The sequence below is a fragment of the Aliivibrio friggae genome (assembly GCF_057368515.1).
Map to the genome: position 1 here is coordinate 1,609,961 of NZ_CM170648.1, position 14,477 is coordinate 1,624,437.

General features: G+C 39.5%; 11 protein-coding genes and 1 riboswitch. Of the genes, 6 read left to right on the top strand and 5 right to left on the bottom strand.

Annotated features, from left to right (window positions below; all coding sequences use genetic code 11):
• The first annotated feature begins 73 nt into the window (after positions 1 to 73).
• From rbsB to AC2INI_RS07560, 3 genes are all read left to right on the top strand, one after another.
• Positions 74 to 952: a ribose ABC transporter substrate-binding protein RbsB gene (gene rbsB / locus AC2INI_RS07550; RefSeq protein WP_045101934.1), complete on the top strand. Its 879-nt coding sequence runs from the start codon at positions 74 to 76 to the stop codon at positions 950 to 952.
• A 206-nt stretch (positions 953 to 1,158) separates the two neighbouring features.
• Positions 1,159 to 2,076 (top strand): ribokinase, encoded by a 918-nt coding sequence (rbsK, locus tag AC2INI_RS07555; RefSeq protein WP_486304495.1) that lies wholly within the window; start codon positions 1,159 to 1,161, stop codon positions 2,074 to 2,076.
• A gap of 75 nt (positions 2,077 to 2,151) precedes the next feature.
• Positions 2,152 to 3,165: a substrate-binding domain-containing protein gene (locus AC2INI_RS07560; RefSeq protein WP_486304496.1), complete on the top strand. Its 1,014-nt coding sequence runs from the start codon at positions 2,152 to 2,154 to the stop codon at positions 3,163 to 3,165.
• A gap of 78 nt (positions 3,166 to 3,243) precedes the next feature.
• On the opposite strand, the gene AC2INI_RS07565 is transcribed toward AC2INI_RS07560, so the two are convergent.
• Positions 3,244 to 4,098: a DNA ligase gene (locus tag AC2INI_RS07565; RefSeq protein WP_486304497.1), complete on the bottom strand. Its 855-nt coding sequence runs from the start codon at positions 4,096 to 4,098 to the stop codon at positions 3,244 to 3,246.
• Positions 4,099 to 4,454: 356 nt separating this feature from the next.
• Here AC2INI_RS07565 and AC2INI_RS07570 point away from each other — a divergent pair, with 356 nt between their 5' ends.
• Positions 4,455 to 7,115 carry an ExeM/NucH family extracellular endonuclease gene (locus AC2INI_RS07570; protein ID WP_486304498.1) on the top strand — a complete coding sequence of 887 codons (2,661 nt, stop codon included), beginning with the start codon at positions 4,455 to 4,457 and terminating at the stop codon, positions 7,113 to 7,115.
• A gap of 86 nt (positions 7,116 to 7,201) precedes the next feature.
• On the opposite strand, the gene AC2INI_RS07575 is transcribed toward AC2INI_RS07570, so the two are convergent.
• From AC2INI_RS07575 to AC2INI_RS07585, 3 genes are all read right to left on the bottom strand, one after another.
• Positions 7,202 to 8,671, bottom strand: a complete 1,470-nt coding sequence (locus tag AC2INI_RS07575; protein WP_486304499.1) for an MATE family efflux transporter — start codon at positions 8,669 to 8,671, stop codon at positions 7,202 to 7,204.
• A 143-nt stretch (positions 8,672 to 8,814) separates the two neighbouring features.
• The gene (locus AC2INI_RS07580) at positions 8,815 to 9,561 is read right to left on the bottom strand and encodes a hypothetical protein (protein WP_122034475.1); all 747 of its coding nucleotides are present in this window, start codon (positions 9,559 to 9,561) and stop codon (positions 8,815 to 8,817) included.
• An 80-nt stretch (positions 9,562 to 9,641) separates the two neighbouring features.
• The gene (locus AC2INI_RS07585) at positions 9,642 to 9,800 is read right to left on the bottom strand and encodes a hypothetical protein (protein WP_122034473.1); all 159 of its coding nucleotides are present in this window, start codon (positions 9,798 to 9,800) and stop codon (positions 9,642 to 9,644) included.
• Between the two features lie 301 nt (positions 9,801 to 10,101).
• A riboswitch (glycine riboswitch) is annotated at positions 10,102 to 10,207 on the top strand.
• A 96-nt stretch (positions 10,208 to 10,303) separates the two neighbouring features.
• On the opposite strand from AC2INI_RS07585, the gene AC2INI_RS07590 reads away from it, so the two are divergent.
• On the top strand, positions 10,304 to 11,680 hold the full coding sequence (locus AC2INI_RS07590; RefSeq protein WP_486304500.1) for an alanine/glycine:cation symporter family protein: 1,377 nt from the start codon (positions 10,304 to 10,306) through the stop codon (positions 11,678 to 11,680).
• 380 nt (positions 11,681 to 12,060) lie between these two features.
• Positions 12,061 to 13,746, top strand: coding sequence for a mechanosensitive ion channel family protein (locus tag AC2INI_RS07595; protein ID WP_486304501.1), 1,686 nt, complete (start codon positions 12,061 to 12,063; stop codon positions 13,744 to 13,746).
• A gap of 85 nt (positions 13,747 to 13,831) precedes the next feature.
• Here the strand turns inward: AC2INI_RS07595 and AC2INI_RS07600 are convergent, their stop codons facing one another.
• Positions 13,832 to 14,461: a LysE family translocator gene (locus AC2INI_RS07600; protein WP_486304502.1), complete on the bottom strand. Its 630-nt coding sequence runs from the start codon at positions 14,459 to 14,461 to the stop codon at positions 13,832 to 13,834.
• Positions 14,462 to 14,477: the final 16 nt, after the last annotated feature.

Genomic DNA, 14,477 nt, shown 5'->3' on the forward strand with positions numbered 1-14,477 from the left:
AAAACAAGAAATAGGCACAACCAGACGTACCATGTTTGATTTGTGCCGCCCTACACTCTACAAGGAATATAGAATGAAAAAGTTAGCAACCCTAATCTCTGCAGCCCTACTTTCTGCTTCTTTCACATCGACAGCTGCGGCTCAAGACACAATGGCAATGGTCGTTTCTACGTTGAACAACCCATTTTTTGTGACCATGAAAGAAGGTGCTGAAGCAAAAGCAAAAGACCTAGGCTACAAACTGATTGTTCTGGATTCTCAAAACGATCCAAGTAAAGAGCTTTCAAATATTGAAGATCTTACCGTTCGTGGCGTAAAAGCAATTCTAATCAACCCAACCGATTCTGATGCGGTATCAAATGCAATTCGCATGGCTAACCGCTCTGGCATCCCTGTATTAACTCTTGACCGTGGTGCAAGCCGTGGTGATGTTGTAAGTCACATTGCATCAGATAACGTTGCCGGTGGTGAAATGGCGGGTAAATACATCATGGAAAAAGTGGGCGAAAAAGCACGCGTTATCCAACTTGAAGGTATTGCAGGGACATCAGCTGCGCGTGAGCGTGGTGAAGGTTTCATGAAAACAGTAAACAGCGGTGGTCTTGAACTACTAGGTAGCCAACCAGCTGATTTTGACCGTACTAAAGGTCTTAACGTAATGGAAAACATGATTGCAGCAAACCCTGATGTTCAAGCAGTATTTGCTCAAAATGATGAAATGGCGTTAGGTGCTCTACGTGCTGTTCAAGCATCAGGTAAAGACGTTCTAATCGTAGGTTTTGATGGCACAGAAGATGGTATTGCAGCGGTTAACCGTGGCCTACTTGGTGCAACGATTGCACAACAACCTGACCTAATTGGTGCTCTTGGTGTTGAAACTGCCGTTAAAGTACTAAAAGGTGAAACAGTAGAAAAATACATTCCTGTTGACCTAAAAGTTATCGCTAAGTAATTGAATAAATAGCTTAGTAAGTAAAAATAGAGCATTGGTGCGCTCACAACTAAATTGCACTGATGCTCTACTCTTCTCTAAACATAGAAATACGAAAATATATCGTTAAATGAATGAAACTATACATAAGTTAGTCACCCATTTACCCATATGTTTTAAGACCAATAACTTCAAGGTCATTTCCAGATAAGAAACAAAGGCGCATTATGAATAAATTAGTTGTTTTAGGTAGCGTAAACGCAGATCACGTTCTTCAAGTTGCTTCTTTCCCACGTCCAGGCGAGACGTTACACGGTCACAGTTATTCAGTTATCCCTGGCGGAAAAGGCGCAAACCAAGCTGTTGCTGCGGCGCGTTTAGGCGCTGATATTGCTTTTATTGCAAGCGTAGGAGACGACAGCTTTGGTCACCAAATGATTGAAGCATTTAAGTTCGATGGTATTAATACTGACGGTGTGATGATTGAAGAAAACACACCAACCGGCATTGCGATGATCCAAGTTGCAGCAACCGGTGAAAACAGCATCTGTATTTCTGCTGAAGCAAACGCATGCTTAACCGCAGAACGCATTGCGCCTCATCACGGATTAATTGAAGCGGCTGATACCTTGTTAATGCAGCTTGAAACACCGATTGAAACCATCGAAGAAGCAGCTCAAATTGCAAAAGCAGCAGGTACTAAAGTCGTTCTAAACCCAGCTCCTGCTCACCAATTAAGTGATGACTTATTACAACTTGTTGATATGATTACGCCTAATGAAACAGAAGCTGAATTGCTAACGGGCATTGAAGTGACTGACATGGCAAGCGCTCAACAGGCTGCTGACGCACTTCATGCGAAAGGCATTGAAACCGTGATGATCACTCTGGGTAGCAAAGGCGTGTGGATTAGCCAAGGTGGCAAAGGCCGTCAAGTTGAAGGCTTTAGAGTTCAAGCAACCGACACAACAGGCGCTGGTGATACCTTTAACGGTGCGTTCTTAACAGGCTTACAATCTGGCCGTAAATTGGATGATGCGATTAAATTTGCTCATGCTGCAGCGGCAATATCAGTAACTCGAATGGGTGCTCAAACCTCTATCCCTTCTATTACAGAAGTCGAGCGTTTTTTACTAGAGCACTAATACCGACTTTCGTGTCTTTATGAGCTAAACACCTTAGTGATTTACTCATAAAGACATAAACAAAGGATTGAATTTATGGCAACAATCAAAGATGTAGCCAAACACGCGTGTGTCTCTACCTCTACGGTGAGTCATGTTCTAAATAAAACACGCTTTGTCAGTGATGATATTTCTGAACGTGTCATGACCGCGGTATCTGAGCTGAATTATGCGCCCTCTGCGCTCGCTCGCAGTTTAAAAGTCAACCACACAAAAACCTTTGGTATGCTAGTTACTACCTCTACCAATCCATTTTTTGGCGAAGTAGTAAAAGGCGTTGAACGACGTTGTTATGAAATGGGTTACAACCTAATTTTATGCAATACCGAAGGCGATGCAAAACGTGTCCATTCAAGTTTAGATACCCTACTGCAAAAGCGTGTTGATGGCTTATTGCTGATGTGTACCGAAATTGAAAACCAAGTGCTTGAACTATTTTCTCGCTACCAAGCCGTCCCAACGGTTGTAATGGACTGGGGCTTGATTGATTTTCCAAGCGATAAAATCCAAGATAATTCCCACCACGGCGGTTACTTAGCAACAAAACACCTGATTGAACAAGGTCATACTGAAATTGGTTGTTTAACTGGCCCTTTGAACAAACTGCAAGCGCAGCAACGTTTAAGTGGTTTTGTGCAAGCGATGGAAGAGTCTGGATTAGAGATTAATAAACAATGGATCGCCTCTGGTGACTTTGAATGCGAAGGTGGCGAAACTGCATTTAATGAGCTTCATGGCAGAGGTAAATTGCCTACCGCTCTGTTTGTATCAAATGACATGATGGCAATGGGTGTGATCAATTGCGCGAGTAAGAAAGGAATTTCAGTACCAAATGATCTGTCGATTGTTGGTTATGATGATATCAAGATGGCAAAATACATTACGCCATCGTTAACCACTATTCACCAACCAAAACATCGATTAGGACAGCAAGCTGTTGATTCATTGTTGGAGAAAATCCAAACTAAATCACAAACAAATCATGTGATACAGCTAGAACCGACATTAATGGTTCGAGACAGCGTTAAAACGCTAAGCACTTGTGAATAATCAAACTATTTAATCAAACTATATAATATGGAGTTTATGCTAAATATAAGCTCCATTGCTCTCTTCAAATAATCTCTATTAATAACCTTCACGAACCGCAAGATAACGAGCAAACTTTGGAATACCACTATCAGTGTAACCATTGTAACGATACGTCACTTTTTGGCCCAACTTAGGCGGGTCTTCTCTTTCAGCAACACTCAAACCACTGCCCACTTTAAACTCTTTCCCATTTGGCATTTGTAAGATTAACGCCCCAACCATTCCTGTGTATTTTCCCTTTCCATCGGTATAACCCACCACTATCGCTTCGTTATCTTGATGCTTCTTCAATTTAATCAAATCATCACTTCGACCTGGTCGATAAATGCTATCGAGCTTTCTTAGCATGAGTCCTTCACCATTTCTGGTTGAGATATCTTCTAATGTTTCAAACAGCATTTCATCAGTACTGATTGGATATTGCTCGACTAATTTGACATGGCGTTTATCCAACTTTTTAACCAATACTTCCAATTCGTAATAACGCTTAGGAAACATGCCTGTAGAGAAAGGTAAATCAAACGCCATGAACGTAATCTCTCGCCATTGCTCTTCATCTGGCTGGCCATCTAAAACGGTTCTTGCTACTTGTTGAAATCCCCCTCTTCCCGCCCATAACTCACCATCCATTGCGTATTTAGGCAGAGGATCAGTAAACCAATCTGGGGCAGCGATTTTGTGGCCCGTTCGCGTTAATAACTCAGAGCCAGTCCAATATGCTCTAATCCCATCCAGCTTTTCACTTAGCCAGTACCCATCAATATCGAGATCGTTGTGATATTCTTTGGCTAATAATACGTCTATTGATGCCGTATTAGGCTCATCGTGAGAGTGCACATTCGTGGACATCAGGCCTAAGGTTATTAGCGCCGACAAAGATAACGTTTTCATTCATGCCACCTATTCATTCTCTGTATTTAACTCATCATGACGTTTACAAATTGGCATTACGATCGCTTTATATTTTAAATTCATTCAATTACGATTCATATCGATTATCTATGTAATAATCAGTTTTAATATTTTCAACTCACAATCTATTTCTAATAACACTGTGTAAATACCCACTATTACTATTTTTGTTATTAAATTGATTTCTGCCAAATTTATAGCGTTACAGCACTGCTCAATCTCACATTATTCATGCAAATATAATGTTTATGACATATCAATATGAGAGCTTTAATTTATAGACTCATCGAATGAGTCATCTCAATTCATATAACATGACTACGGAAAGCAGTGAAATGAAAAAAACTCAATTGAAAACCTCTCTAGCAATGGCGGTAGGATTAGCCCTCTCTGGTAATGCATACGCTGATATTATTATTTCTCAGTATGTAGAAGGCGGAAGTTACAATAAATCATTAGAAATCAGTAACACAGGTGACAGCTCGGTATCACTTTCTGGCTACGTTCTTAAATATAAATACAATGGATTAAACGAGTGGAAAAATGATCTCGACCTATCTGCCATTACCTTAGATGCAAAAAGTGTCTACGTTATTTCAAACAGCCGTGCCTCTGATGCAATTAAAGGCGTGACAGATAGCATTGAAAGTATTGTTAACCATAATGGTGATGAGACTTACATGTTATTCAAAGATGGAGCAGAGCATGATCGTATTGGCGTTGACGGCGATGTTGATTGGGGTAAAGACAAAAGCTTTGTTCGAGCTGATTTAACTCCTAGCACAACATTTGATTCTGCTATGTGGCTTGAAAAATCAAAGGATAATATTGAAGGGCTTGGTGAATATCAAGAAGGAGTAACGCCACCCCCTGCGTTTGCTTGTGAAACCGATTCAGGTACGCCTCCAACCTTTACCGAAATTAACCAAATTCAAGGCACAGGTGATAAATCGCCTCTGATCACGAGTGGATTTACATCAACAGAAGAGTACTTTGTTCAAGGTATTGTCACTGCGCGTGGCGAAAGCTTATTAAAAGGTTTTTACCTACAAGGCCTTAATGATGACTTTGATCCAAATAGCTCAGAAGGTATTTTTGTAAGTACAGGCAACGCGCCATCTCAACAGATCCAACCTGGTGCAGTTGTGTGTGTAAAAGCCAAAGTTCAAGAGTACTACAACCAAACACAATTAAAGCCTGATACTAATAACTATATAGTTCAAAGGACTGAATCCCCTGCACAAGTTAATGAATTAGTCATTAATGAAGGTGAAACACTAGCAGATGCATTAGAGCGCCACGAAGGGATGAAGGTACAGCTAACATCGCATTCAGATCTACGTATTACTCGTAATTTCAGCTTTGATTACGGTAGTAAACGTAACAACATGGTGCTGTCTCATGGAGAGCCACTATTTAAACCAACTCAACTTTTTGCGGCAGAAAGTCCAGAAGCGATTGCCTTAGCTGAAGATAATGCAAAACGCCAAATTACGATTGAATCAGACAACAAAGCCGCGAACGGAAAAGTCCCTTATTTCCCTGATTTTGCAGCGGATATTAATCAAGATGGCAGTGCTGATTCCTACCTACGGTTAGGGGCGCGTATTGAAGGTCTAGAAGGTGTTGTTGCTTATTCTTACGGTCAATACCGTTTAGTTGTCTCAAACACCATCACTCAAGACAATATTATTACTCAAGTACTTAATGATGATGGTTCAACCCTATTTAATGTTGAGCGAACAGATGAGCCAAGCATTGATGATGAAGACTTAACCATCACAAGCTTTAACGTATTAAACTACTTTACATCAGTAGCAACTGGCGGTGATGCTAATCCAACAGGTCAAAATCGTGGTGCCGAAAATGCGGATGATTTTGCTGTTCAGCAAGCAAAAATTTTATCTGCATTAGTTGCTATTGATGCGGATATTATTGGTTTAATGGAAGTTGAGAACAACGGCTTTGGTGAAAACAGCGCCATTAGTGATTTAACAACGGCTTTAAATGCTAAATTTGAAGATGAAGAGGATCACTACAAATACGTAGAGATTAAAAACAAAGACAAATATCAAGGTGAATATCTAGGTTCAGATGCCATCATGGTTGCCCTACTGTATCGCCCAAGTGAAGTGAAACTCAAAGGCAAAGCGCGTGTTATCAAAACACCAGAACAACACGTGGCTGAAAATACCGTCACTCGTGATAATAATGGCACCATTGAATTCAATCCAGCTTATGACAAATATCAACGTCACAGTCTAGTTCAAGAATTTATGGTTAAAGAAGCTAATGAGCCATTAACTGTTGTGGTTAACCATCTAAAATCAAAAGGCTCTGAGTGTATTGAGCAATGGCAAAACTTTGAAGAAAACAGTGATCCTGCCGATCTACAAGGAAACTGTAACCGCTTCAGAGTTTCTGCAGCCAAAGCTCTCGGTGATGATCTAGAAACGGTTAAAGGCGATATTCTAATCTTAGGTGACATGAACGCCTATGGAATGGAAGATCCCCTACTAACACTAACTGACTATAGCCCAGAAAAATACGACCGTGATATTTTCACCGCGGCTTATACAACGCTAGGTACAGATAAAAATGGTAATCCACTTCCTTATGAAGAAACTGGCAGCCAAATTACACAAGGTTATGGTTATATTAACCTAAACACTCACCTACATGGCACAGAAACCTTCTCTTATACCTACTCAGGTGAACTAGGTAATCTTGACCATGCATTAGCCAATGAGTCACTGGCTGAGCGTGTGACTGAAATTGAAGATTGGCACATCAATGCCGCAGAAAGTAACTTATTTGAATACAGCTCAAAATACACGGGTGATATGGTGAAATACAACGACATGTATTCCGCATCCGATCATGATCCTATCGTGATTTCACTTGATTATGAGAAAGCCGCATCATTTAACTTTTTTGCGCTGGCTTCATTATTTGGATTTGGTTTTTTACGTAGAAAATTAACTAAACAAAAATAATACGAAAATCTAAAACAAAAAATGGTGGCCTTGTATTTATACAGTGCCACCATTTTTTATTAGTTCAATAAGATCAATGTCAACGCTTATCCAGACAAAGATGGGTTCTCTAATTTATCTTCTTTTTTAGCTCCACTTTGCATAATTACTGCATCGTTATTACAAAATGGTGTCATGGTTACAGAAATATCCGCCAATGTGTCATCAGATGAAAGCGTTTGGCAATGCTCTTTCACCATACTCACAACATGAACTCTTAATACTATAATACTGATAATACCAAACACAATATTACCTAGGGCTTGCCCATAAAGCACCCCAATCCCGCCGTACCATTGTGCGCCAAAATACACAAAAGGCAGTGTACCAATAGTCGCTTTACTTAAGTTCAACGCTGTCGAATAGAGTGGTTTGCCTAAATTATTAAACGACGTATTTGCTACAAACATTGCTCCATTAAAAATGAAAGTAATAGCAACCACGGTACAGAATGTACTCATGATCAGCGCCGCATCACCAACAAGACTGAAGCTTTGTATAATAAGGTCTTGAAGAACATATAAAATTAGCGAAACAAAGACACAATAAATAGCGGTAAAAAATAGGGAGTTTCGCAACGTCTCACGCACCCTATCTACCCGTTTAGCCCCATAGTTTTGCCCGATAATAGGACCAACCGCCCCTGACATAGCAAAGATCACAGCAAACGTCACAGGGATCAATCGCCCAACTACCGCAAAACCTGCAACAAAATCTTCTCCAAATGGCGCTAAGGTGGATGTCACAATCGCATTGCCAATCGGTGTCGCTGTATTGGTCACAATGGCAGGAACCGCGATGGTAAAAATAGCCGGAGAATGACGTTTCACCTCACCCCATTTTGGAAACTCAATAAGTTTATGCGTCACAATGAGAGGATAAAGTGAGAATACAAGGACGGTAATTCTTGAAATAACCGAGGCAATCGCTGCACCTTCGACATTCATATTAAAACCAAAGATGAAGATAGGATCTAAAATAGCGTTAACGATACCACCGTACAAAGTAGCTAACATCGAGCGCTTTGCATCACCTACCGCTCTTAGCCCAGCACCTGCTGCCATAGCAAGAGCAATAATTGGCGTACTTGGTAAAAGAATAGAAAGATACGCTTGCGCGCGCTCTGCCACCACTCCTTTCGCGCCTATCATGGCAAGTAATTCAGGAATAAAGTAAAACATTGTGATGGTGATAATGCTGTTTACAATAAAAGCGATAACCAATGTACTGGACGCTAACTGTTTGGCGGTATCATTCTCTTTCGCCCCTAATGCTTTAGACACTAAGGCGCCCATAGCAATCGATGAGCCGATAGATACCGACGTAGAAAAGAAGATAATTGTTCCAGCAAAACCAATTGCTGCGGCCAGTTCAACTTGTCCCAACATACTAATGAAAAACATATCGAGAAGATCAACGACAAACAGTGCCATTAACCCAATAGAGGCTGTTCCAGACATCACTAAAATATGACGCATAGTCGAACCTTGAACAAATTTAGCTGATTGATTACTCACTCATTTTCTCCAAATACATTTTGTTACAGGATGATATATCTTTTATTAATCACAAACAACTCAAATGTAAATAATTCTCAATACAAACCACACGTATAAAAAAACCACAACAATGTGTGGCTTCTTTTATTGAATATGGAAATTTACATTCCTAAATCTTCGCTAATACGATCAATTTCTTTAATATCCATTTGCAGAAGTTGCAGTTCATCGTTGTATTGAGTTATGAGGTTCTTCGCTTCTTCTTGACGCTTACATACGTCTGACTTCACATCCCAACTTTTACCCTCAAGATATACTTTACACTCTTTTGCTAATTGCTTTTCATTTGCCGTTGTCACTTCAACTTTTACTTCAAGAGCGCTTGCTTCTTCTTTTAACTGTAGTTGACGTTGAAATAATTGCTTAGCACGAGATAACATAGTTAGCTGTAGATCAACTTGATTAGTCAATTGAGTGATTTGTTTATCTTGCTCTTCTACTTGCATACCCAATGAAGCGTTATGAGATTTTAATGCCCCTACTTCTTTGGTTATTGATGTGCGTTTTTTAGCTTCAGCGGCAACCGCTTGTGCCTTATCTTCAGCATTTACTTTCTTTTGCTCTTCTAACGCTTGTTCTTTTTCTGTCGCAATCAAAACATCAAGCTCTGCACTTTTTACGTCAGCTTGTTTCAACTCCGCTTGGTATTGCTTAGTTTTTACTTCAAGTTGAGCATAAGCCTCAGACCATTTATTGTCAGACACACTCGAACCAATTAGCCCACCAGCAATGGCGCCAATAATTAACGTAACTCCGGCAACCCAGTGATTCGTTTTTGATTTTTCTTCAATAATGATGACATCTTCATCATGATCGTCTGTCGTTCTGGTTTGATTTTCTACACTCACGCATTAACCTCAAGCATTCATATATAAGCAATAAACAGTATAGAACTATTATCTACACGTTTTGTTCGTAAAAAGATAATTTATCGTATCAGTTCTGAAATCATGATGTATGACACATAAATAACAACACCAATGACTGATGTATAAATCACCGACTTTTGGATTTTTTCATTTGCTCTGTATTTAAACAATAAGGCAGATAGAGCAAACAATAAAATAATGACTGCAATTCGTAACATAGTACACCTCGCTTTTCTTATACTTTAGCACACTTTCAGTCTCTAAATACTTGAGTTGTCGTTGTTATTTTGAACAAAGAAACCGTTTTCGATCAATTTTTATCTATTTTGTAAATAAAAGGCATGACAAAAAAATGTGACTTGTCTAACATATGCCCCATAGCTATTTCATAGCTTAAAATTTGTTGATCCGATGAAGACTGCAGGAGAGTGGCAACAACCAGTAATTGGTTACGCCCGCCGAAGAAGTAAATCTTTCAGGCGCCTAATTCAAACCATGAATAAGGTGAGGACTGTAGTTGGAGGAATCTCTGGAGAGAGCCGTTAAATCGGCCGCCGAAGGAGCAAGCCCTTATCTGAAAAATGATAAAGGTGAAACTCTCAGGCAAAAGGACAGAGGAGAAAGTGATCCGATTAATCTCGGCTCTATACTATTGCCTATTTTTTGGTTTTGGTACACCACTCTCTCTTCTCCTTACTATATGCTTTATTAAGGGGAAACCATGAACACCTTTCACAACACGCTTGTTACTATCGATAACTTCATCTGGGGTCCACCTCTATTGATCTTATTAGTGGGTACAGGTATCTACTTTACGTTCCGACTTCGTATTTTCCAATTACGTCATTTACCAACCGCGCTGAAAATGGTCTTCTCAAAAGAAGAAAATGAAAGCAAAGGCAAAGGTGATGTCTCTAGTTTTGCTGCTTTATGTACAGCTCTATCAGCCACCATTGGTACTGGTAATATCGTCGGTGTTGCTACCGCGATTAAAATGGGTGGCCCTGGTGCCCTATTTTGGATGTGGCTTGCAGCCGTATTTGGAATGGCAACAAAATACGCAGAATGTTTATTGGCGGTAAAATACAGAAAAACCGATAGCAATGGCCAAATGATTGGTGGCCCAATGTATTACATTGAGTATGGCATGGGTAATAAATGGCTTGCTAAGCTGTTTGCTCTATTTGCCTTGGGCGTTGCTTGTTTTGGTATTGGTACGTTTCCACAAATCAACGCCATTGTTGATTCAGCTCACCTAACAATGAATGCCCCTGCTTGGTTAACTGGTGGAATTTTAACGGTTCTTGTTGCTGTTGTTACCTTAGGTGGTATTAAATCCATTGCTAAAGTAGCAGAAAAAGTGGTTCCAACCATGGCTGTCGTTTATGTGGTTTCATGCCTTTCGGTATTAATCATGCAAGCTGAAGCTCTTCCTGCTGCTATCCAACTGGTTATTACATCAGCCTTTACAGGAAGCGCAGCAACGGGAGGCTTTGTTGGTGCCTCTATCATGCTAGCTATTCAATCGGGTGTTGCGCGTGGTGTGTTCTCAAACGAATCAGGTCTTGGTAGCGCCCCTATTGCTGCCGCTGCCGCAAAAACAGATTCTTGTGTAAAACAAGGCTTAGTCTCTATGACGGGGACATTTTTTGATACCGTGATTATCTGTACTATGACAGGCTTAACCTTAGTCGTTACCGGTGTTTGGCAAGGTGATGCCGCAGGTGCATTAATGACAACCCAAGCGTTTGCGATTGGTTTAGGCTCAGACCAATTTGGCCCTTATTTAGTTTCTATAGGCTTGATGTTCTTTGCTTTCACTACCATTCTAGGCTGGAACTATTATGGTGAGCGTTGTGTAACCTATCTATTTGGTACTAAAGGCGTACTGCCATACAAAATCATCTTTATTGCATTAGTCGCATCGGGCGCTTATATGCACTTGGATACTATTTGGGTAATCGCTGATATTGTTAATGGCTTAATGGCAATTCCAAACTTAATTGGTTTAATTGCTTTACGTCATATCATCATAGAAGAAACTCATCTTTTCTTTAGTAAACAAGAGAATAGAAACAAAGAATCCGTTTACAGTTAAATGAAATATTGAGGTGTATGCTCGTTTAGATACACCTTATTTCATTTTTATTTATGAATTCAAATAAATAAACTTATAAATCTACTATACTCACTTTGTACTCTTTTACGAGGTGATATATGGAAATATTAACTCTGATATTTGGTTCAGTATTATTAGTGATTGTAGCTGGATTTTTAATCTCTTTTTTTAAAGCTCTGTTTGATGAGTTCAAAAAACTTAACTAATCAACATTACACACCAAATAAAAAAGCGGCTTTCACAGCTGCTTTTTCATTTTTGTGACATCTCCTAAAAAATTTCTTGTGCCACTTTCCTTTATATTTCACTACAATACATAAAAGGCATCACCTAACTTCCTTCACCGCAATAGAGGCATTATGCGCAATTTTATTTGGCTCCTTCTCTTTTTTAGCTCTATCTCCTTTGCTAATGAAGCTCAAGATCTAGAAGCCTTAGACAAAATAAATAATGAAGTCGCACGATTAAAAAAAGAAGCAGCTTCGTTTACAGGAAGCGATCTTGCCGTTATCCGAGTTCAGCAGCTTGGTAAAAATAACGAGCTTAGGATAGTCTTAGCTGATTTAATCAAACGTCATGATAAGACAACCACGCCACTGTTAATCCAAGAAGTAGAAAGCCAAGTCGCTTATGCTGATCGCTCTATTGACTATCTAGACAAAGACATTAAACAAAAACAAGCGAAATTAGACAAAGCAGATATAGAACAAAAACTTGCACTGCAAAATACGCTTAAAGAATCTAGAGATTACTACTACCTCTCTCTAAATGACCAACTTGAAAACTACCAATGGCTTGCGAAACTAGGAAAACCAGAGGAATCAAAATTAACCGCCTTTAAGTTATTTATTGATCAAAAAATTAAGTTTCTCTCTGCATCATTAAGTTTTGATACTAGCCGTGAACAGCTGCTGTCCGATCAACTGGCTCATTCATCCGATTCAGAGAAATCGTCCCTCACCCTCGATCATCTATTTTTTGAACGCAAAGTCACTAACTCAACCAAAGGGTTAGAAAAACTGATTAGTATTGCTGACCAACTAAATATCAATACCACCGATTACAAACGACAGCTTTTTTCTACCACAGGTAATTTAACCGAAGATATTCTTAACTTCCCTGTTATTACCGCTATTTTAAGTAACTGGATTTCATCTGGCAGTAATTGGCTGTTAAAGCACGCTCCAGATCAATTACTCAAATTCTTAGTTTTCGTATTGATACTGTTTGCGACTCGCATGGTTGCAAAACTCACCAGCCGTGTTGTTTTAAAAGCCGTAGTACAGCCGCATTTGCGCATGAGTAAGTTGATGCAAGATTTCTTTGTATCGATGTCGAGTAAGCTCATTTACTTTATTGGTATCTTAATCGCTTTCTCTAAAATAGGCTTAGATCTCGCGCCTGTTCTCACAGGTTTTGGTGTCGCCGGTATTATTATTGGTTTCGCATTACAAGATACCCTATCTAACTTTGCATCGGGCATGATGTTACTTATTTACCGTCCATTTGATGTTGGTGATCTTGTTGAGGCCGGTGGCGTATCTGGCAAGGTAAGCTCCATGAGCCTTGTTAACACCACGATCAAAACCTTTGATAACCAAATCATCATTTTGCCCAATAGTAAGATTTGGGGAGACGTAATAAAGAACGTAACCCATGAACGATTACGCCGTGTCGATATGGTGTTTGGCATTGGATATGAAGACAGTATCGAAAAAGCTGAGAAGATTTTAGCAGAAATTGTTGATGCTCACCCTGCAGCATTGAAAAAGCCAGAACCAAATATTCGTGTTCACGTGCTAGGTGCATCTTCTGTTGATTTTATTGTTCGTCCTTGGGTTAAAACAGACGATTATTGGGATGTGTATTGGGATGTTACTCGTGAAGTGAAATTACGTTTTGATAAAGAAGGGATTTCGATTCCCTTTGCTCAGCAAGATGTACATGTTCACTTTGCAAAAAAAGACAAAAAACCAAAAAAGCCAAACCCAATAACCGAAAAGATTGGTAATGTGATTGACTCAGTTCGCTCTAAAGACAGTTAATAACACTTATCGACTAACAATAAGAATGCTATACCTATGATTGAAAAATTTATGTATAGCATTCTTAATTTAATAGATAGAACACTCACTTAGAAACTAGCAAATTACCACCTAATACAATCAGTACCATGCCTGTTATTCTCTCTATTCTCTTCGTCACTTTTTCGCTAGCCATCATCTCTTGAGCTTTCTCAACCAATAATGCAATTCCACCCTGCCAAAGCATCGCAATAATAAAATGAATACTCGCCATCAATAGTGATTGAATAAACGCACTATATTCAGGGTTAATAAATTGGGGTAATAACGCCAGATAAAACACCGCGGTTTTAGGATTTAAGATATTAGATAAAAAACCTTCTTTAAATGAAACAGCTAAAGGCTTACTATCTTTACCTTTCTCGCTTGTCGTATTCATCGCTTGATGCTTATTAAACGTACTTCTAATTGATTGTATTCCTAAATAAATCAGATAAATAGCACCCACAGTTTTTACTACAGTAAACAGCTCAGCAGAGCCAACAAGCAACACGGACAAACCCACCGCAGACAAGGTTGCATGCACAAACAGACCACAGCAAATACCAAGACTGCAAGTAATGCCATCTTTCCAACCACCACGCGTGGTATTACGAATTACTAAGGCAGTGTCTAGCCCTGGGGTCATCGTTAAAAGTAGTATCGCAATAAAGAATGCCCAAAAATCCATTATCATGCTATATCCATATTTT